The sequence below is a fragment of the Variovorax boronicumulans genome, from assembly GCF_019352895.1.
GTDB lineage: Bacteria > Pseudomonadota > Gammaproteobacteria > Burkholderiales > Burkholderiaceae_C > Variovorax > Variovorax boronicumulans_A.
This window is the reverse complement of sequence record NZ_JAAAFX010000009.1, coordinates 1,258,604-1,277,707: the sequence shown is the minus strand read 5'-3', so window position 1 is coordinate 1,277,707 and position 19,104 is coordinate 1,258,604. Positions and strand designations below refer to the sequence as shown.

The 19,104-nt window shown below is 69.7% G+C and carries 16 protein-coding genes; 14 read left to right on the top strand and 2 right to left on the bottom strand.

The window, feature by feature from the left end:
* The 3 genes from K0H49_RS25030 (at window position 1) to opgC (ending at window position 1,949) form a co-directional block, all read left to right on the top strand.
* On the top strand, window positions 1-189 hold the full coding sequence (locus K0H49_RS25030; RefSeq protein ID WP_219218423.1) for a hypothetical protein: 189 nt from the start codon (window positions 1-3) through the stop codon (window positions 187-189).
* Between the two features lie 115 nt (window positions 190-304).
* Window positions 305-622 carry a hypothetical protein gene (locus K0H49_RS25025; protein WP_219218421.1) on the top strand — a complete coding sequence of 106 codons (318 nt, stop codon included), beginning with the start codon at window positions 305-307 and terminating at the stop codon, window positions 620-622.
* A 160-nt stretch (window positions 623-782) separates the two neighbouring features.
* Complete coding sequence (opgC, locus tag K0H49_RS25020) at window positions 783-1,949, top strand: OpgC domain-containing protein (protein ID WP_219218420.1); 1,167 nt, start codon at window positions 783-785, stop codon at window positions 1,947-1,949.
* 7 nt (window positions 1,950-1,956) lie between these two features.
* On the opposite strand, the gene K0H49_RS25015 is transcribed toward opgC, so the two are convergent.
* Complete coding sequence (locus tag K0H49_RS25015) at window positions 1,957-3,054, bottom strand: MBL fold metallo-hydrolase (protein WP_219218418.1); 1,098 nt, start codon at window positions 3,052-3,054, stop codon at window positions 1,957-1,959.
* A gap of 205 nt (window positions 3,055-3,259) precedes the next feature.
* On the opposite strand from K0H49_RS25015, the gene imuA reads away from it, so the two are divergent.
* From imuA to K0H49_RS24980, 7 genes are all read left to right on the top strand, one after another.
* Window positions 3,260-4,066 (top strand): translesion DNA synthesis-associated protein ImuA, encoded by an 807-nt coding sequence (imuA, locus tag K0H49_RS25010; RefSeq protein ID WP_219218415.1) that lies wholly within the window; start codon window positions 3,260-3,262, stop codon window positions 4,064-4,066.
* On the top strand, window positions 4,035-5,399 hold the full coding sequence (locus K0H49_RS25005) for a Y-family DNA polymerase (RefSeq protein ID WP_219218413.1): 1,365 nt from the start codon (window positions 4,035-4,037) through the stop codon (window positions 5,397-5,399). Before imuA ends, K0H49_RS25005 begins: the two co-directional genes overlap by 32 nt.
* The gene (locus K0H49_RS25000; RefSeq protein ID WP_219218412.1) at window positions 5,392-8,757 is read left to right on the top strand and encodes an error-prone DNA polymerase; all 3,366 of its coding nucleotides are present in this window, start codon (window positions 5,392-5,394) and stop codon (window positions 8,755-8,757) included. The genes K0H49_RS25005 and K0H49_RS25000 overlap by 8 nt, the downstream gene beginning before the upstream one ends.
* Before the next feature lie 40 nt (window positions 8,758-8,797).
* Window positions 8,798-9,433, top strand: a complete 636-nt coding sequence (locus K0H49_RS24995) for a 2'-5' RNA ligase family protein (protein WP_219218410.1) — start codon at window positions 8,798-8,800, stop codon at window positions 9,431-9,433.
* A complete protein-coding gene (locus K0H49_RS24990) occupies window positions 9,424-10,365 on the top strand; it encodes a hypothetical protein (RefSeq protein ID WP_257625117.1) in 942 nt (313 codons plus the stop codon). Before K0H49_RS24995 ends, K0H49_RS24990 begins: the two co-directional genes overlap by 10 nt.
* A 111-nt stretch (window positions 10,366-10,476) precedes the next feature.
* Window positions 10,477-10,839, top strand: a complete 363-nt coding sequence (locus K0H49_RS24985; RefSeq protein WP_219218408.1) for a hypothetical protein — start codon at window positions 10,477-10,479, stop codon at window positions 10,837-10,839.
* Between the two features lie 164 nt (window positions 10,840-11,003).
* The gene (locus K0H49_RS24980; protein WP_219218406.1) at window positions 11,004-12,104 is read left to right on the top strand and encodes a CaiB/BaiF CoA transferase family protein; all 1,101 of its coding nucleotides are present in this window, start codon (window positions 11,004-11,006) and stop codon (window positions 12,102-12,104) included.
* A gap of 7 nt (window positions 12,105-12,111) precedes the next feature.
* Here K0H49_RS24980 and K0H49_RS24975 read toward each other — a convergent pair whose 3' ends face one another.
* Window positions 12,112-12,891 carry an IclR family transcriptional regulator gene (locus K0H49_RS24975; protein WP_219218403.1) on the bottom strand — a complete coding sequence of 260 codons (780 nt, stop codon included), beginning with the start codon at window positions 12,889-12,891 and terminating at the stop codon, window positions 12,112-12,114.
* A 133-nt stretch (window positions 12,892-13,024) separates the two neighbouring features.
* On the opposite strand from K0H49_RS24975, the gene K0H49_RS24970 reads away from it, so the two are divergent.
* From K0H49_RS24970 to K0H49_RS24955, 4 genes are read left to right on the top strand one after another with little or no spacing between them, the layout of a single operon-like run.
* Window positions 13,025-14,263 carry a thiolase family protein gene (locus K0H49_RS24970; RefSeq protein ID WP_219218401.1) on the top strand — a complete coding sequence of 413 codons (1,239 nt, stop codon included), beginning with the start codon at window positions 13,025-13,027 and terminating at the stop codon, window positions 14,261-14,263.
* On the top strand, window positions 14,260-15,864 hold the full coding sequence (locus K0H49_RS24965; protein ID WP_219218400.1) for an AMP-binding protein: 1,605 nt from the start codon (window positions 14,260-14,262) through the stop codon (window positions 15,862-15,864). The genes K0H49_RS24970 and K0H49_RS24965 overlap by 4 nt, the downstream gene beginning before the upstream one ends.
* Window positions 15,861-17,597: a phenylacetic acid degradation protein PaaN gene (paaN, locus tag K0H49_RS24960; RefSeq protein ID WP_219218398.1), complete on the top strand. Its 1,737-nt coding sequence runs from the start codon at window positions 15,861-15,863 to the stop codon at window positions 17,595-17,597. Before K0H49_RS24965 ends, paaN begins: the two co-directional genes overlap by 4 nt.
* A 12-nt stretch (window positions 17,598-17,609) precedes the next feature.
* The gene (locus K0H49_RS24955) at window positions 17,610-19,055 is read left to right on the top strand and encodes a carotenoid oxygenase family protein (protein WP_219218396.1); all 1,446 of its coding nucleotides are present in this window, start codon (window positions 17,610-17,612) and stop codon (window positions 19,053-19,055) included.
* The last annotated feature ends 49 nt before the right edge of the window (window positions 19,056-19,104 follow it).

Below are 19,104 nucleotides of genomic sequence, written 5' to 3'. Positions count from 1 at the left end.
ATGGGTGGCATCGATCTCAGCGCGCTGGGCATGGTGGTGGCCGTGGCCACCGGCCTCGGCAGTTATTTCCTGGGGCGACATTGGCGCAAGGGCCGCGTGGCGAAGAAGCAGGCGCGCGAACGTGCCGCGCTCGAGGCCACGCAGTCGCGCCAGGTGCGGCGCGCGCGCGAGCGCAGCCAGCGCCGCTGACATGTTCGCTGCGCCGGTGTGCGTCATGAAATGGGTCGCAGGTGTGGCATCTTTCTGACGTCCGCCGGTCAAAGCCCATGGCAATAATGGGTGCAGGACGAAGGAGCACACACACATGGACAAGAACGACGACAACCTCGATGTCACGGCCAAGCTGGCGTTCGACCTGAACCTGGCGCTGTACCTGGATCTGGTGGCCGTTCTCGAGAAGTCGGGCGTGGTCACCTACCGACAGATGGCCGCGCGCATCCTGAGCATCAGCATGGACGCGCAGGACGACGGCGATGCGCCCTTGTCCAAGGCGCTGGAAGGCATTGCCAAGGGCTTCGCAGGCCAGGGCGATGGCCTGTCGATCGGCCTGATGAAGGCCGCGCGCGACGTGCGCAACGACGAGGCCATGGGCGACATTCCCATGCGACCCGACGAAGGCTGAGAACAGGAGGGCGGACCGGTTGCGGTCCTTCCTTCGCGTGTTCTGACGCGCATCGCGCGTCCTGACCGACCCCGGTTCGCCGGGCGGTGGCGGATCCTTCATCTCATCGACGGCTCGAAGGCCTGGCCTTCACTGCATGGAAGCGATCGCGCCTGAAGCAATGAAAAGACTCTGGGAACTCGACGCCGCGCGCGGCCTGATGCTGGTGCTGATGACCATCACGCACGTGCCCTCGCGCCTGACCGATCCGGTGGGCCAGCCCTTCGGTTTCGTGTCGGCGGCCGAAGGCTTCGTGCTGCTGTCGGCCTTCGTCTCGGGGCTGGTCTACAGCCGCATCGGCTACACGCAGGGCGTGGCCGTGATGCGCCGGGCCTTTTGGCGCCGCGCGCTCAAGATCTACTTCATCCAGGCCGCGCTGCTGCTGTTTCTCTTCACCGTGATCACCGGCGTCGGGCTGCAGCTCGACCAGCCGGCGGTCAAGGAGATGGTGAAGTACTACCTGGCCCACCCGCACGACGCGCTGACCTTCTCGCTGCTGCTGGTCTACCAGCCGGCGCTGCTCGACATCCTGCCGATGTACATCCTGTTCATGCTGGCCAGCCCCTGGGTGATCGCCTTCGCGATGCGCCATGGCTGGCAGTGGCCGATGGCGTTGAGCGCGACCTGGTGGGCGGCCTCGCAGTTCGGCACCACCGAATGGCTCTACGGCGTGACCCGCGGCGTGCTTCACCTTCCCGTGCCCTACGGCGAGACCGGTTCCTTCGACACCTTCGCCTGGCAGTTCCTCTGGTTCGTCGGCATGTGGCTGGGTGCGAGCCGCAATGCGCCGGATGCGCAGCCCTTCGTGTTCCCCAAGTGGCTGCTGGGGCTGGCGGTGGCGGTGGCCGGCGGCTGCTTCGCGTGGCGGCATTTCGGCCCGACCGGGCAGGCGCCCTTCGGCGACGACGCCGGGCTGAACCTGCTGTTCGACAAGTGGCACCTCGGGCCGCTGCGGCTGCTGAACCTGGCGGCGCTGTGCATCGTGGCCATCCGCTTCGGACCGCCGCTGCTGCACCGGCTGCCGCGTCCGCGCTGGCTGGAGGACATGGGATCGGCCTCGCTGCCGGTGTTCTGCGCCCACCTGGTGGCGGTGTTCGTGGTGGTGTCGCTCACCGGAGGCGGCTATGCGGCCTTGCCCTATGGCGCCGACCTCTGGGTGCTGGGCGGCGTGTTCGTCGGCCTGTATGCGGTGGCGCGGGCGGTGCTGCGCTGGGAAGGCGGCGGCGATGGCGGGAAGAAGGCGCGGCCGCCAGCCCCTCACGGGCAACCGGTGGCGGACGCCGGCTGAACAGGGCTCAGCGCAGGTCCTTCCACCACCGCACGTTGGTGCGCGGCTGCCCCAGCGTCAGCACCTCGCCGATCTCCGGCGTGGCCAGCGCAATGGCCTGGTCCTGCGCGAGGGCGGCCGCGCGGTCGAGCGGGTCGCGCCAGGTGTGGAAGGCCAGGTCGAAGGTGCTGTTGTGCACCAGGTAGAGCAGCTTGCCGCGCAGGTCGCGGAAGGCCTGGACCGTCTGCTCGGGCGTCATGTGCACCGCAGGCCAGTAGCTGTCGTAGGCGCCGTTCTCCATCAGCGCGAGGTCGAAGCCGCCGAAGCGTTCGCCGATCTGCGCGAAGCCCGGGAAGTAGCCCGAGTCGCCGCTGTAGAAGATGCGCTCGCCGCCGCTCTCGATCACCCATGAGGCCCACAGCGTGCTGTCGCGGTCTCGGAGCGTGCGCCCTGAGAAATGCTGCGAGGGCGTGGCGGTGAGCTGCACCGCGCCATGGCGGCTGGCCTGCCACCAGTCGAACTCCTCGATGCGCTCGGGCGCCACGCCCGCATCGCGCAGCCGCGCGCCCACGCCCAGCGGCACGAAGTAGCGCTGCACGCGCGCGCGCAGCGCATCGATGGCGCCCAGGTCGAGGTGGTCGTAGTGGTCGTGCGAGAGGATCAATCCCTCGATCGGCGGCAGCTCGGCCAGCGTGATCGGCGGCGCGTGGAAGCGCTTGGGCCCGAACCACTGGACCGGCGAGGCGCGCTCGCTGAACACCGGATCGATCAGCCAGTACTTGCCGTGCAGCTTGAGCAGGTGCGAGGAATGGCCCAGCCGCACCACGTGGTTGGCTGCGGGGTCGAGCGTATCGAGCGCGGCGCGGTCGAGCCGGCGCACCGGGATCGGGTCGACCGGCACCGTGCCTTGCTTGGATCCGGTGAGGAAACGCGACCAGATCTTCCAGCCGCTTTCCGAGGGCAGCGCCTGCGGGTTGGGCATGTTGCGGAAGCGGCATTCGCCGCCGATCTGGGGCGATGCGGCGTAGCGCGGATCGCACTCGTCGCCGGTGGCGCAGCCGGCGGCCAGCAGGCTGAACAGGGCGGTGAAGAAGGAGGCGGCCAGGCGCCGTGGCAGGAGAGACATGGAAGGGGCGCGCGATGCGCAGAAGAGAGGAAAGAGGGCACCGGGTCAGGCCACGGGCGCGAGCTTAGCGCCCGTGTGTTGACCTGGCGAAGCCCGGGGCGAAAGGTCAATCCGCTGCACTCAACCCGCCCCGGGATTCCGATAGCCACAAAACATGGCAACAGTCTGAATACTGTATAAAAATACAGTTAACTGTCGATCCACCATGGGCCTGCCTTCCATCTCCTCGTCCTTTGTCTCTGCCCGCCACAACGTCTGGCGCGGCGACGAGCTGGGCGTGGCCGACCTGCCGGTGCTGGGCACCGGCCATGCCGTGCTCGATGCCGAGCTGCCCGGGGGCGGCTGGCCGGTGGGCGCGATGACCGAGCTGTTGCAGGCCCGGCCCGAGGCGCATGTGTGGGCGCTGCTGCTGCCCGCGCTGGCGCGCGCGGTGGCCGAGCGCGGCGGTCCGGTGATGCTGATCGGCGCACCTTACGAGCCCTTCGGGCCGGCGCTGGCCGCGGGCGGCCTGCCCAGCGCGGCGCTGATGTGGGTCCGGGGCCAGAGCTCGGCCGAGTGCACCTGGGCCTGCGAGCAGGCCTTGCGCTGTGCCGACGTGGCCGCCGTGCTGGCCTGGCTGCCGCAGGCGCGGGCCAGCGAACTGCGGCGGCTGCAGCTCGCGGCCGCCCAGCACGAAGGCCTGCTGTTCGTGATGCGGCCCGAGGCCGTGGCGCAGTCGGCCTCGCCGGCGCGGCTGCGGCTGCAGCTGGGGTCGGCCGAAGACGGGCGCATGGAGGTGCACCTGCTCAAGCGTCGCGGCCCGCCGCTCGCGCAGCCCTTGAGCCTGCCGGCCCGCAACGCGCGCCTGGCGGCGCTGCTGGCCGCCAGCCTGCGGCGCCGCCAGGGGGCGGACAGGGCGAAGGTGGAGGTGGACATCCCCGCAGCCAAGGGCGCGACCGTGGTCCGCCTCGACCTGCGCCGCCGCAGAGAGGAGGGCTCCCATGCAGTGGATCGCCTTGCGCTGGTGGGCTGAGGCGCCCGAGGCGGCGGCCACCGGCCCGGTGCCGGCCGCCTTGCCGATGACCCTCGAAACCCTGGGATGGTGGGCGCTGCAGTTCACGCCGCGCGTGGCCTGGCTCGACGAGGCGCTGATGCTCGAGGTCTCGGCCTGCGAGCGGCTCTGGGGCGGGCAGCAGCAGCTCATGCGTTTGATGAGCAGCTGGAACCCCGTGCCCGACAGCCGCCTGCAGAAGGTGCAGGGCGCCACCGCGCTGGTCGCGCTGGCCCGGCTGCGGCTGTTCGCGCTGGGCCAACGGCCGCCGGCCGACATTCCGGCCGCCTTGCCGCTGCACACGCTCACGCTCGCACGCCCCCATCTCGACGTGCTGGCGCGCCTGGGTTGCCGCACCTGGGGCGACGTGGCGGCACTGCCGCGCGGCGGGCTGTCGCGGCGCTTCGGCGCGGCACTGCGCGAGGCGCTGGACATGGCCTGGGGCCAGCATCCCGAACGCCACACCTGGCTCACGCTGCCCGACGTGTTCGAGCAGAAACTGGAGCTGCCCGCGCTGGCCGAGAACGCCAATGAACTCATGTGGTCGGCCAACCGGCTGCTGGCCGCCTTGCAGGTCTGGTTGCGTGCGCGCCAGCGCGGCGCCCTGGCGCTCGAACTCGAATGGACGCTGGACCTCAAGCGCTACGACGGCGTCGACCTGCCGCCGTACCAGTCCATCACCGTGCGCACCGCCGAGCCCACCCAGGACCTGGCGCATCTGCGCCGCCTGATGAGCGAACGGCTGGCGCTCACCCAACTGGCCGCGCCCGCGAGCTGGCTGCGCCTGCGCTCGCTCGACACCCAGCCCTGGGCCGGCGCCAGCACCAGCTTCCTGCCCGAGGACAACCGCAAGGGCGACAGGCTGCACGAGATGGTCGAGCGGCTCAGCGCCCGGCTCGGTCCGCGGGCGGTGCAGGTGCCGGTGCCGCGGGCCGACCACCGGCCCGAAGCCATGCAGGACTGGCGCCCGGCCCTGCGCAAGGTGCCGCCGCCCGCAAAGCAGGCCAAGGCCGTCGTGCAGCAGCCCGACAGCCTGCTGCCGCCCTGGCTGCTGCGCGAGCCGCTGCCGCTCGAGGTGCACGACGGCCATCCCTGGTACCAGGGCCGGCTGCAGTCGCTGGTGGGCCCGCAGCGCATCGAGGCCGGCTGGTGGGGCGATGGGGCACAGGACGAAGGCGGCCACCTGGCGCTGCGCGACTACTACGTGGCCGAGAGCCCCGAGGCCGGCCTGCTGTGGGTGTTCCGCGAGCGCCCCTCGGGTTGTTTTGCCGCCTCCGAGGCGGTGCGCTGGTTCCTGCAGGGGATCTATGCCTGAACTCACCGACAAGCAGCTGCAGGCGCGCCAGCCCAGGCGGCTGCATGCCCGGCCGTCGAATCCCCCGGTGGCGGTGCAGGGCCTGCCGGGCTACGCCGAACTGCACTGCCTGACGAATTTCAGCTTCCAGCGCGGCGCCTCGCGGCCCGACGAGCTCGTGGCCCAGGCCTACCACCGGGGCTACCAGGCGCTGGCCATCACCGACGAATGTTCGGTCGCGGGCATCGTGCGCGCGCACGTCGCGTTGCGCGAGCTCCCCGCCGTGCTGGACGAGTGGGAGAAAAACCATCCGGAAGAGCCGCCGATCCCGCGCAACCCCGACTTCCGGCTGCTGTTCGGCAGCGAGTTCCGCTTCGAGCGCTTCAGGCTGGTGGCGATCGCGCACGACCTCGAAGGCTGGGGCCACCTCTGCGAATTCATCACGGCCGCGCGCACCGCCGAAGCGCCCAAGGGCGAGTACCAGGTGTGCTGGGAGGACGGCACGGCCGGCACGCTGCAGCACTGCGAGATCCTGTGGGTGCCACACCGCGCCCCGGGCGGCGCGATGGACATCGCGTCGATGTGTGCCGACGTGGCCGCTGCCAGGGCGTTCTACGGCGAGCACCTGTGGATCGCGGTCGAGCTGCTCAACGAACTCGACGACGATCTCTGGCTCGCGACGCTCGAAGAAGTGGGCGAGGCCACCGGCGTGCCCTTGGTCGCGGCCGGCGATGTGCACATGCACAAGCGCGCACGCAAGCCGCTGCAGGACGTGATCACCGCGATCCGCGAGGGCCGGCCGGTGGCCGAATGCGGCTTCGCGCTGCAGAGCAATGCCGAGCGGCACCTGCGTCCGCGCATCCGGCTGGCGAACCTCTACCCGGCCGAACTGCTGGCGAACACGCTGGTCGTGATGGAGCGCTGCCGCTTCGACCCCGACGCCATCAAGGCCCACTACCAGTACCCGCTGGAACTGCTGGGCAACGGCGAGACGCCGGCGCAGACGCTGGTGCGCAAGACCTGGGAGGGCGCGCGCACCCGTTATCCGCGCGGTGTGCCGGACAAGGTGCGCGTGCAGGTCCAGCATGAACTCGACCTGATCATCGAGAAGCAGTACGAGATGTTCTTCCTGACCGTGGAAGACATCGTGCGTTTTGCGCGCGACGAAAAAATCCTCTGCCAGGGCCGCGGCTCCTCGGCCAACTCGGCGGTCTGCTACTGCCTTGGCATCACGGCCATCGACCCGGACACGGGCCACCTGCTGTTCGAGCGCTTCCTGAGCCGCGAGCGCAACGAGCCGCCCGACATCGACGTCGACTTCGAGCACCAGCGGCGCGAAGAGGTCATCCAGTACATCTACGAGAAATACGGCCGCGACCGCGCCGCCATCGCGGCCGTGGTCATCTGCTACCGCTCGCGCAGTGCGCTGCGCGACGTGGGCAAGGCCATGGGCGTCGACGAACGCCTGATCGACGAGTTCGCCAAGGACCACTACTGGTTCGACACCAGCGTGCTGACCCAGCACCTCGAGGAAGCGATGGCGCGCGCCGGCGTGCGTGAGCACCCGCGCAAGCTCGACCTGTGGCTGGAGCTCACGCATGAACTCAAGGGCTTCCCGCGCCACCTGAGCCAGCACGTGGGCGGCTTCGTGCTCACGCAGACCAAGCTCACGCGGCTGGTGCCGGTCGAGAAGGCCTCGATGGCCGAGCGCTCCGTGATCCAGTGGGAGAAGGACGACCTCGAGGCCATGGGCATGCTCAAGGTCGACGTGCTGGCGCTGGGCATGCTGAGCGCGATCCGCCGCGGGCTCGATTTCATGAACCGCTGGCGCGGCACGGCGGTGCAGATGCACCAGATCCCCAACGACGATCCGAAGGTCTACGACATGATCTGCGCGGCCGACACCATCGGCGTGTTCCAGATCGAGAGCCGTGCCCAGATGTCGATGCTGCCGCGCCTGCAGCCGCGCGCGTACTACGACCTGGTGGTCGAGGTGGCCATCGTGCGGCCCGGGCCGATCCAGGGCGGCATGGTGCATCCGTACCTGAAGAACCGCGAGAAGCTGCGGCGCGGCGAGACCATCGAATACCGCTATCCCGCGCTGAAGAAAGCACTGGGCCGCACGCTGGGCGTGCCGATCTTCCAGGAGCAGGTGATGGAGATCGCGATGATCGCGGCCCGCTTCACCTCCGACGAAGCCGATGGCCTGCGCCGCGCGATGGCCGCGTGGAAGCACACCGGCCACATCGAGAAATACCAGGACAAGCTGATCGAGGGCATGGTCCACAACGGCTACGACCGACCCTTCGCCGAAGCCATCTTCGAGCAGGTCAAGGGCTTCGGCGACTACGGCTTTCCCGAGAGCCATGCGGCCAGCTTCGCGCTGCTGGTGATCGTGAGCAGCTGGCTCAAGCACCACGAGCCGGCCTGCTTCCTCGCGGCCATGCTCGACGCGCAGCCCATGGGTTTCTACTCGGCCTCGCAATTGGTGCAGGACGCGAGGCGCCATGGGGTGGAGGTGCGGCCGGTCGACGTCACGGTGAGCGAGCGCGACAGCACGCTCGAGGCCCGCGCGCCCGATGCGCCGCGCATGCCGCCCGGCACCGATCCGCATTACGCCGCGCACCTCGGGCGGCCCGGCCAACCGGCCGTGCGCCTGGGGCTGGAGCGCATCGCTGCGCTGAGCAAGGCCGGCGCCGAACGACTGCTCGCCGCTCGCGCCTTCGCCCCCTTCACCAGCACCGAGGACCTGGCCCTGCGCGCCGACCTCGACACCCGCGACATGGCCGCGCTCGCGGCGGCCGACGCGCTGATGGGCCTGTCGGGCCACCGCCGCCAGCAGGTCTGGGATGCCACGGCCACGCGTGGCGGTGCCAACCGCGCGCCGGCGCTGCTCAAGGGCGTGCCGATCCACGAGACGCCGCTGCAGCTGCCCGAGGCCTCGGAGGGCGAGGAGATCGTCGGCGACTATGCCGCGCTCGACCTCACGCTGCGCCGCCATCCGCTGGCGCTGCTGCGCCCGCGCATGGCGCGCTTCAAGCTGCTGAGCGCGCAGGAACTGAACGCGGTGCCGCACGGCCGCGTGGTGCGCGCCTGCGGCATCGTCACCATGCGCCAGCGCCCGCAGACCGCCAAGGGCACGATCTTCGTGTCGCTCGAGGACGAGACCGGCATCGTCAACGTGATCGTCTGGAACGACCTGGTGGAGGAACAGCGCGAGCCGCTGCTCAAGTCCAAGCTGCTCGCGGTGCAGGGCGTGTGGCAGCGCGACACGTCCAGCGGCGGCCAGGTGCGACACCTGCTGGCGCAGCGCTTCAAGGACCTCACGCCCTGGCTGGGGCGGCTGGCCGAAGGCCGGCGCAGCCGGGATTTTCATTGAACCTTACCCCAACCTTCATTCACCCACCAGGAGATCCGTCATGCCAAGAACACGCTACGTTTCGCCCAATCAGGGCGAGCTGTTTCCAACTCTGCATCTGCCGTCTCGCGAGTTGTTTTCCGGCGCGCAGACCCAACGCCTGTTCCTCGGCTTGCTGCCCGACGAGGCAACGCAAGGCGCCATCGAACGGCAGCGCCAGGCATGGTTCATGCCGAGCGCAGCACTTTTCACGAAGGCGGACCGCCTGCATCTGACGATGCACTTCTTTGCTGAGGTCGAACGGTCGCGGGCCCTCGATTTGCAGGAGGCATTGGCCGAAGTCCGGATGGAAAAGACGCACCTGAGCCTGCGAACGCCGGAGCTTTGGGGCGTTGCCGTCGTGCGGCCCGAAGAGAACGAGCGACTGCGGGACCTGCACGACCGCCTGTTGCGGCCCCTGCGCCGCGTGGGCTTGCAGGCAGGCACGAAATGGACGCCGCACGTCACCATCGCGCGCAACGTGAAGCATGCGGTGCCGCCTGCCGAGATGCCCTCCGTCGACTGGCCCGTCAACGACTTCGCCCTGGTCTGGTCCCGCTTCGTGCCGACCGCCCGCTACGAAGTGTTGCGCCGCTACGGCGCGGCCCCAGGGTCGACAGGGTCGGCGTCCGGTACTAACCTGTGCCCATGTCCATGACCACCCTGCGCCATCAGGGCACCGACGTGCCCGTCGACCCGGTGCCGCCCCTCAATGTGCCGCCACCCGGCGGACCGCCGCCACCGCCGCCCGAAGGCGACCCGCCGCCGGCCGCGCCACCCGTGACGGACCCCGGCCGTCCCCCGCCCGTGATCGAGCCGCCGCCCGGCGACATCGTGCTGGGCCGCACGCATGCGCGGCGCCTGCGCGAGGTCTACCGCTCCGCCGGCTGGCCCTGCTGCGACGCCATCGAGGTCGACCTGCTCGCAGCCGGCCTGCTGGCGCGCCAGCGTTCGGCGCTGGGCCACGAGACCCTGCGCGTCACCGACCGCGGCATCGCGCTGATCGCCGACAGCCTGGTGGTCAACCGCGCCGCGCTGTCGGCGCACGAGGCACTGGTCGAGCAGGTGGCGCGCGAGATGACGCGCAACGGCCGCATCGCCTGGCGCGGCCTGAGCCTGCGCGCCCGCGTGCCGGGCGCCACCGAGGGCGAGGCGCCGCGCTGGTGCATCGCGCGGCCCGATGTGTTCTCGATCCGCAACACCAGCGTCGAGGCCTATGCGCAGCCCATCGTCCACGAGATCAAGGTGCGCCGCGCCGACCTCATGGCCGACCTGCGCAAGCCCGGCAAGCGCGCCGCCTACCTCGACCTGGGCGGCGAGTGCTGGTACGTGCTGGGCCGCGACGCGCGCGACCGCCCGATCGCCACGCCCGAGGAGATCCCCGCCGAATGCGGCGTGCTGATGCTCGAGCAGGGCCGGCTGGTGGTGGCCCGGCCTGCCGTGCACCGCGTGCTGCCGCGCATGCCCTTCGGCGTCTGGATGGCGCTCGCCAAGGCCCAGCCCATGGGCGGCTTCGACGACGACGCGCAGCAGTTGCTGGCCCGCCTGCCCGGCGCGCAAGGCGATGCCGAAGAAGTTCTGCGCGACTGATGTCGGCGCCCGCCCGGGCCTTGTAAAGCCGTTGCAATGGCCGTGGCCGGCGGTAGACTCCAGGCCCCGCCGACGCGGCCCTGCAGCGTCGGCCCGTCAGGAGAGTTGACGATGCAGCCCGTTCTCGAGTTCGTCCAGCGCCACGAGCGCTCCTACACCTACAGCATCCGCGCACCCCGCAACGGCGGTCCGGTTCCGCCCGCCTGCTATGTGGACCGTGGCCTGACGTCCCTGTCGGCCTGCGTGTCCGATGCGGCCGAGGCCTTGAGCGTGAACTTTCCCAAGGTCTACATCCGCTACCAGGGACTCTGCATGGGCGAGATGGCCGTGTGCCGGCTGGCCACCTGCGCGGACTTCGTCGCCGCCGAACTGATGGCCGAGTACCAGCGCCGCCAGGTGCCGGAAAGCGCGCTGCTCGATGCGGCGGTGGTGCGCCTGCGTGAACGTCTGAATGCGACCGCCTTGACGGTCTGAGCCGGTCCGTTCGCGCGCCGGCAACCGCGGGCCGGCCGTGGGCGCATGGGCGCGCCGCGGGTCGGCCCGGATGCCGGTGGGGTGTGGGGCCCGCGTGCACCGAATTCCCGGTATGTGGACGTTTGCCCGCCATCCTGGGGCAGGGCGCCCACAAAATCGTCCGCATGTCCTCGAATCCCATGTCCCTCCCGCTGGCCGGCGTCAAGGTGCTCGATCTTTCGCAAGGTGTGGCAGGGCCCTATTGCGGCCTGCTCCTGGCGATGAATGGCGCGGAGGTGACCAAGATCGAGCCGCCCGAAGGCGACTGGCTGCGCGCGCTGGGCCAGCGCGTGGGCGATCACAGTCCGCACTCCTGGTACCTCAACCGCGGCAAGACCTCGCGCACGCTCGACATGCGCCAGGCCGAAGGCCGCGCCGCCGCGCGGCAACTCGCCAACAAGAGCGACGTGGTGCTCGCCAGCTTCCGCCCCGGCGTGATCGACCGGCTCGGCCTGTCCTATGCGACGCTGGCCGAAGGGCGGCCCGAACTGGTCCATTGCCTGGTTTCGGGCTATGGGCAGAGCGGTCCGCTGGCGCAGCGCCCCGCGGTCGACGGCGTGATGCAGGCCTTCTGCGGCTGGATGCAGATCAACGAAAGCGCGTCCGAAGGGCCGCGCACCTTCCCCTTCTTCGCGGTCGACATGCTGGCCGGGCTCTACGCCTACCAGGCCGTCCTGGGCGCCTTGATCCGCCGCTGGCGCTTCGGCGCGGGCGGGCCGCTCGAAGTGAGCCTGATGGAAGCCGCGGCCAGCTTCCTCGGGCCGCGACTGCTGGAAATCGCGCGCGCGGGAGGGGCGTCGCCGGCGCTGTTCAGCTCGCCGAACGGCGCCTTCAAGGCCCGCGACGGGTGGTTCCTGGTGGCCGTGACCACGCAGGCGCAATTCGTCTTGGTCTGCGATGCGCTGGGCTGTTCCGAACTCGCGCAGGACGCACGCTTTGCCAGCCGTGCGCTGCGCATCGAGCACCGCGCGCTGCTCGATACATTGCTCTCGGCGCATTTCGCCGTGCTGGATTGCGCCGAGTGCGAGGCGCGTTTCGAGCAGGCCGGTGCCATGGGGGCCACCGTGCTGTCGCCTTTCGAGCTGCTGCAGCAGGCCCAGATGCAGGTGACCGGGGCGCTCGTGGACGGCGCCACGCCGGCGGGCGACCTGCCGCTGGTGATGGTGCCGGGGGGCGACCGGGCGCTTCAGCTGCGCTCCGCGCCACCGCTTCAGAAAAGCGCCTGAGCCGAACTCAGTGCACGGCCGGCGCGGGCCGCATCAGCGCGGTCTTGAGCCGCGCCACTTCGCGCCCCAGCACCCCCAGCACCTCGGCCTGGTGCTGTGGCGTCATGCGCATCGAGATCGAGGTGACGCTCAACGCGGCAGTCGGCTGGCCGGCGGTGTCGAGCACCGGCATGCCGACGCCGGTGACGCCCGCGATGGCGAAGTCGACGATGCGCGAATGGCCCTGCCGGCGCGCTTCTTCCACCAGCTTGGCCAGGTGCGACGCGGTCAGTCCGCCATGCTGGGGCAGGCGCGCGCTGTTGCGATCGATCATCGCCTGGCGTTCCTTCTCCGGCAGCCAGCTCAGCAGCGCCAGGCCGCCCGCGCCCACGCCCAGCGGCTGGCGGTTGCCGACTTCGACCGAGAACACCTTCACCGGATAGGCGCCGGTCTGCCGGTCGAGGCAGAAGGAGTCCGCGCCGCTGCGCACCACCAGGAACACCGTGTCGCCGGTCTCGTTCGCGATGCGTTCGACAAAGGGCGCGCACAGGTCCCGCAGGTGGAAGTGCGCGGCCGCCGACAGGCCGAGCTCGTACGCGAACTGGCCCAGAAAGTAGCGCTTGTCGGCCGAGCGCATGAGCAGGCCGCCGTCGATCAGTTCCTTGAGCAGGCGGTGGGCCGTGGGGCGGCTCAATTCGCTGGCTTCGACGACCGCCGACAGCCGCATGCCCGCGCGTCCGCCGCTCGACACCAGGCGCAGCAGTTCGATGGCGCGCGAGACGGTTTGGGAGCCTGCCGGGTTTTTCATCGAATTTCCAATATGTGGAAGATTGAGGGGTAGTGAGGGCTTGAAACTATCACAATTCAGACATCGCAAGGGCTCCAGCGTCGCAAGGAACGACGCGAGGCCGGAGGAAAAAGACCCGTCAAAGGACTTCCGAGTGAGAGACATCTTCATCGTGGGCGCAGGCATGACGCCGCTCGGCAAGCACGAGGCGCTGAGCATCAAGCAACTGACGGCCGCGGCCGTCAACGCGGCCCTCGAAGACGCCGGTTGCGTGCTGGCCGACGTGCAGGCCGCCTGGTTCTCCAACACGCGGCAAGGCGTGCTCGAAGGCCAGCATGGCATCCGCGGCCAGGTGGCATTGCGTGCCATGGGGGTCGAAGGCATCCCGATCGTCAATTGCGACAACGCCTGCGCCAGTTCGTCCACCGGCGTCAACCAGGCCTTTGCCGCGCTGCGTGCGGGCGAGTGCGATGTGGCGCTGGTGGTCGGGGCCGAGAAGATGCACTACCCGCTGCAGCGCGAGAAGATGTTCGAGGCCTTCCGCGGCAGCATGGACCTGGCGCTCGCCGGCGAGCAGCTGGCCCGGCAACAGGCGCTGTCGGCCGACCTGCCCCTGCCGCCCGAAGCCATGCACGACGGCGAGCGCAGCGTGTTCATGGACAGCTATGCCGCCATGGCGCGCCATTACATGCTCACCTACGGCGCCACGCAACGCCAGATGGCCGCCGTGGCGGCCAAGAACCACTGGCATTCCCAGTTCAATCCGCTGGCGCAGTACCGCCATGCGATGACGGTCGACGAGGTGCTGGCCGATCGCATGGTGAGCTGGCCGCTCACGCGCGCCATGTGCGCGCCGATGAGCGACGGCGCCGGCGCCCTGGTGCTGTGTGCCGACACGGCCCTGAAGCGGTTCGAGCCGTCCCGCGCGGTGCGCATCCGGGCCACCAAGCTGGCCAGCGGCGTGCAGCGCGCCCCGGACGATTTCGACCGGCACATCGGCCGCATCGCGGCCATCGCGGCCTTCGAGGCGGCCGGTGTCTCGCCCTCGGACATCGACGTCGCCGAAGTGCATGACGCCACTTCCTTTGCCGAGATCCGCCACATCGAGAACCTGGGCCTGTGCGGGCTGGGCGAGGGCGCTTCGCTCGCCGAGCGGGGCATGACCCGGCTGGGCGGGCGCATCCCGGTCAATGTGTCGGGCGGGCTGGTGTCCAAGGGCCACCCGATCGCGGCGACCGGCGTGGTGCAACTGCACGAGCTGGTGATGCAGCTGCGCGGCGAAGCCGGTGCGCGGCAGGTGCAGGGCGCCCGCTTGGCCGCGGCCGAGAACGGTGGGGGTTTCTACGACGGCGAGGAAGCCGTCGCGGCGGTCACCATCCTGGAGAAAGCATGACGAAGAACCCGTCTCGGCCGCTGGCCGCGCCCTCCTTGGCCCTGCCGCCGGACACCGGCCGCATCGGCGACCTGCTGGTCGAGGCCATCGCGCGCTTCGGCCCGCGCGTCGCCTTCATCGACGGCGACTGCGCGATCCGCTACGAAGCACTGGGCCGGCGCATCGCACAGGCACTGGCCGGCCTCGAAGCCCTGGGCCTGCGGCGTGGCGACGCGGTGGCGCAGCTGGCGGGCAACCGCATCGAGACGTTCTGCCTCATGGCCGCCTGCTACATCGGCGGCTACCGCTCGGTCACGCTGCACACCGCCGCGGGCGCGCAGGATCACGCCGCCATCCTGGCCGACTGTGCGGCCCGGCTCGTGGTGTCGGAGCATGCACAGGCCGCGCGCATGGACTGGCTACGCGCCCACTGCCCGCCGGGCCTGCAATGGCGCTCGCACGACGAGGGCGACGGCGTGCCCGGCTTCTGGCGCAACACGGACGAGGCGCGCGGCGACGCCGCATTGCAGGTGGTGGGCGAGCCCGGCGACATCGTGCGGCTGGCCTACACCGGCGGCACCACCGGACGCGCCAAGGGCGTGATGCTCAGCAGCCGTGCGATGCGCACCAACACGCAGCTGTGGCTGGCGGGCATCGACTGGCCCGACGGCGTGCGCACCTTGTGCTCGGCGCCCATCTCGCACGGTGCGGGCTCGCTGATCTATCCGACGCTGGCGCGCGGCGGCACGGTCGTGCTGCAACACGGCTTCACGGTGCCGAGCTGGTTCGAGGCCGTGGCGCGGCATCGCATCCAGCACACCTTCATCGTGCCGACCATGCTGTACGCGCTGCTCGACGCGCACGAAGAGGCGCGGCGCCATGACCTCGGCAGCCTGCGCGCCCTGGTGTACGGCGCGGCGCCCGCATCGCCTTCGCGCATCCGCCAGGCGCTGGAGCTGTTCGGTCCGGTGCTGGTGCAGACCTATGGCCAGACCGAGGCGCCCAACACCATCCTGCTGCTGGACCAGCAGGCCCATGCCGACGCCTCGGACCTGCAACTGGCCGCGGCGGGCCGTCCCTTCCCGGGCGTCGACGTGGCGCTGATGCACGAGGACGGACAGGCGGTCGCGCACGGCGAGGTCGGCGAGATCTGCGTGCGGGGCGACCTGCTCATGAGCGGCTACCACGGCCAGCCCGAGCAGACCCGCGCCACGGTGCGCGAGGGCTGGCTGCGCACCGGCGACATGGCGCGGCGCGACAGCCAGGGCCTGTTCCACATCGTCGATCGCAAGAAGGACATGGTGATCACGGGCGGCTTCAACGTCTACCCGCGCGAGATCGAGGACGTGCTCAGCGCGCATCCGGCCGTGGCTGCGGTCGCCGTCATCGGCGTGCCCGATGCCAAGTGGGGCGAGGCGGTGAAGGCCGTGGTCGTGCTGCGCGCCGGTCATGCGGCCACGCCGGAGGCCTTGATCGCCTACGTGCGCGAACGCAAGGGCGCGGTGTGCGTGCCCAAGACCATCGATTTTGTCGACCAGGTGCCGCTCACCGGTCTCGGAAAGCCCGACAAGAAGGCGCTGCGCAAGCGCTACTGGGCTGAACACCAAAGGGAAATCGCATGAAGGAAACCATCTTGAACGGACAGGATCTGGCCACGCTGGTGCAACGTCACCGCAGTGTCTTCGAACGTGCGCAGCAGGCTTGCCGCGAGCGCCATTGCTGGAGCCCGTTTCCCGAGACCCCGGCCCAGTACCCCGACAGCGCCCAGGCGCAGGCGCGCGGCCGTGCGGCATTCGAGGCGCACCTGGGCCGGCCCTTTGCACTGGCGCAGCCCGGCCTCGAGGACGGTCCTGCGCGCGCCGCCGAGGAGATCTCGCCGTACACCCAGCAACCGTTGGGCGTGACCTACCGCCGTGCCGACGTCGACGCGCTGTTCGATGCCGCCGAAGTCGCCATCGGCAGCTGGTCCAAGGCCGCGATCGAGGTGCGCATCGCGGTGCTCATGGAAGTCATCGATGTGCTCTACCGCGACCACATCTTTGAGATGGCCCATGCGGTGATGCACACCTCCGGCCAGAGCTTCAACATGTCCTATGCAGGCTCGGGCGTGAATGCGCTCGACCGGGGCATCGAGGCGCTGGTGCATGCCGAGCAGGCCATGCGCCTGGTGCCGGCCAGCGCGAACTGGGCGCGTCGTTTCGGCAGTGCGAACATCGAACTGGAGAAGCACTACCGGATCGTCCCGCGCGGCGTGGCCGTGTGCTTTGCCTGCGCGAGCTTCCCGACCTGGAACGCCTGGCCGTCGATGATGGCGAGCCTGGCCACGGGCAATGCCGTCATTCTCAAGCCGCATCCGGCGACGGTGCTGCCGATCGCGCTCACGGTGCGCGTCTTCCGCCAGGTGCTGGCGCAGTTCGGTTTCGACCCCAACCTCGTGACGATGGCTCTGGACACCAGCGCCGAGCCTCTCGGCAAGCTGCTGGTCAAGCATCCCAAGACGGCCATCGTCGACTTCACCGGCAGCGTCCGATTCGGCCAGTGGGTCGAGCAGAACGCGCACCCTGCGCTGTGCTTCACCGAGACGGCCGGCTGCAACACCGTGGTCATCGATGCGGTGGACGACCTCGATGCCGTGCTGCGCAGCCTGGCCACCACGCTGTGCATGTTCAGCGCGCAGATGTGCACCAGCCCGCAGAACATCTACATCTCGCGCCATGGCGTTCGCACGCCGCAGGGCGTGGTGGGCTTCGACGAGGTGGCGCGCCGGCTGGCCGATGCCGTGGGCGCGATCGCGCAGGACGGCAAGAAGGCCTCGATGATCCTGGCCGCCATCGCTTCGCCGCAGACCCTGGCGCTGCTCGCGCAACTGCAGGAAGAGGGCGCGCGGCGCGGCGAGCTGCTGCTGGTGCCCGGCGCCTATGCGCACCCGGAGTTCGCCGAGGCCCGCACCCGCACGCCGCTGATGGTCAAGCTCGACAAGCGCGATCGCGACCTCTACGGCGAAGAGCGCTTCGGCCCCGTGAGCTTCGTGATCGCCTGCGACGACGCGGACGATGCGTTGCGGCAGGCGACCACCGACGTGCGTGAGTTCGGCGGTCTGACGGCTTTCCTGTACGCCACCGACGAGGCCTTCATCGCGCGCGCCGTCGATGCCTACGCGCGCGCCGGGGCGCAGCTCACCATCAACCTCACCGGCCCGATGCCGCTCAACTTCGCGGCGGCCTACAGCGACTACCACGTGACCGGCCTGAACCCGGCCGGCAATGCCAGCCTGACCGACATGGCGTTCGTGGCCGGGCGCTTCTGCATCACACAGTCCCGGCGTCCCGCACGTTCGCCGGCCCCTACACGTTGAAGGAGACATACCATGGGTGCCATTGAAATTCCGGTTCTGCAGGGCGGCTTCGAGCCGGTCGTATCCGAACTCGACTGCGAGCTCACCGATATCGTGGGGGCGGTGCCGGCCGACCTCAACGGCATGTACGTGCGCAACGGGCCGAACCGCCGCTTCGAGGCCGAGGGCCGCTACCACTGGTTCGACGGCGACGGCATGCTGCACGCGGTGCGCTTCGACAAGGGCCGCGTCTACTACCAGAACCGCTGGGTCCAGACCGACGGCCTGAGGGAAGAGCAGGCCGCCGGTGGCGCGCTGTGGCAGGGCATCAAGGACCCGCCGCGCAAGGACCGGCCCGACATGCCGGTGAAGAACACCTCGAACACCGACGTGAAGTTCTACGCCGGCCATCTGGTGTCGATGTGGTACCTGGGCGGCGCGGTCTACCGGGTGCGCCCGGATGATCTGTCGACCGTGGGCAAGCTCGAACTCGACGAGCGCATGAAGGCCTTGCCCGTGTCGGCGCATTCGAAGGTGGACGAACGCACGGGCGAGTTCCTGTTCTTCGCCTACGGCAAGGAGGCGCCCTACATGCACTACGGCGTGATGGACCGCCACGGCGAGCTCAAGACCTTCATGCCGGTGCAGCTGCCCGGCCCGCGCCTGCCGCACGACATGGCGATCACGCCCAACTACACCATCGTGCACGACCTGCCGCTGTTCTACGACATGGACGCGTTCGCGGCCGGGCGCCACAAGCTGAAGTTCCACCACACGCTGCCCTCGCGCTTCGGCGTGATCCCGCGGCACGGCACGCCCGAGCAGATCCGCTGGTTCGAGGCCAGCCCGACCTACATGTACCACGTGTCGAACGCCTGGGAGGAGGACGACGGCCAGGGCGGCACCGAGATCGTGATGACGGGCACGCCGTTCCGGCTGCCGCGCGACTGGCGCGGCAACGTCGAGGTCGAACGTTTCCCCAAGATGCTGGCGAACCTCGAGCACGACTTCATGTTCATGGAGTGGCGCTTCAACCTGCGCACCGGACAGACCACCGAGCGCGTGATCGACGACATCATCAACCAGGAATTTCCGGTCATCAACTCGTGGATGCAGGGCTACAAGACCCGCTATTCATGGAACGTGCTGATGGGCCGCAGCAACCGCGCGGAAGACCCGCGCTTCTGCGGCTTCGTGCGCTACGACCTCGAGCAGGACACCTGCACCACCTACCACGAAGGCGTGGGCAAGTGGTTCAGCGAGGCACCGTTCGCGCCCAGGGACGACTGGAAGGAAGAAGACGACGGCTACCTGGTCGGCTTCATGTGGGACGACGTGACCGAGAGCTCCTTCGTCACCGTGTTCGACGCCAAGGACATCGCCAAGGGACCAGTGGCGCGCATCCGGCTGCCGCAGCGCGTGCCCAACGGCTTCCATGCCACCTGGGTGAGCGCAGAGCGGCTTCAACGAGGCTGGTGAGCGGGCTTCAAAAAGATCGGTAGACGGCGCACGAACGCCGCGAAGGAGA

What these genes read in the sequence shown, in the direction of transcription:
- K0H49_RS24990 (WP_257625117.1), top strand. Translation starts at nt 9,424, where the DNA reads ATGTCCATGACCACCCTGCGCCATCAGGGCACCGACGTGCCCGTCGAC.
- K0H49_RS25000 (WP_219218412.1), top strand. Translation starts at nt 5,392, where the DNA reads ATGCCTGAACTCACCGACAAGCAGCTGCAGGCGCGCCAGCCCAGGCGG.
- opgC (WP_219218420.1), top strand. Translation starts at nt 783, where the DNA reads ATGAAAAGACTCTGGGAACTCGACGCCGCGCGCGGCCTGATGCTGGTG.
- K0H49_RS24975 (WP_219218403.1), bottom strand. Translation starts at nt 12,891, where the DNA reads ATGAAAAACCCGGCAGGCTCCCAAACCGTCTCGCGCGCCATCGAACTG.
- K0H49_RS24980 (WP_219218406.1), top strand. Translation starts at nt 11,004, where the DNA reads ATGTCCTCGAATCCCATGTCCCTCCCGCTGGCCGGCGTCAAGGTGCTC.
- K0H49_RS24985 (WP_219218408.1), top strand. Translation starts at nt 10,477, where the DNA reads ATGCAGCCCGTTCTCGAGTTCGTCCAGCGCCACGAGCGCTCCTACACC.
- K0H49_RS24995 (WP_219218410.1), top strand. Translation starts at nt 8,798, where the DNA reads ATGCCAAGAACACGCTACGTTTCGCCCAATCAGGGCGAGCTGTTTCCA.
- paaN (WP_219218398.1), top strand. Translation starts at nt 15,861, where the DNA reads ATGAAGGAAACCATCTTGAACGGACAGGATCTGGCCACGCTGGTGCAA.
- K0H49_RS25005 (WP_219218413.1), top strand. Translation starts at nt 4,035, where the DNA reads ATGCAGTGGATCGCCTTGCGCTGGTGGGCTGAGGCGCCCGAGGCGGCG.
- K0H49_RS25030 (WP_219218423.1), top strand. Translation starts at nt 1, where the DNA reads ATGGGTGGCATCGATCTCAGCGCGCTGGGCATGGTGGTGGCCGTGGCC.
- K0H49_RS25025 (WP_219218421.1), top strand. Translation starts at nt 305, where the DNA reads ATGGACAAGAACGACGACAACCTCGATGTCACGGCCAAGCTGGCGTTC.
- K0H49_RS24955 (WP_219218396.1), top strand. Translation starts at nt 17,610, where the DNA reads ATGGGTGCCATTGAAATTCCGGTTCTGCAGGGCGGCTTCGAGCCGGTC.
- K0H49_RS25015 (WP_219218418.1), bottom strand. Translation starts at nt 3,054, where the DNA reads ATGTCTCTCCTGCCACGGCGCCTGGCCGCCTCCTTCTTCACCGCCCTG.
- imuA (WP_219218415.1), top strand. Translation starts at nt 3,260, where the DNA reads ATGGGCCTGCCTTCCATCTCCTCGTCCTTTGTCTCTGCCCGCCACAAC.
- K0H49_RS24965 (WP_219218400.1), top strand. Translation starts at nt 14,260, where the DNA reads ATGACGAAGAACCCGTCTCGGCCGCTGGCCGCGCCCTCCTTGGCCCTG.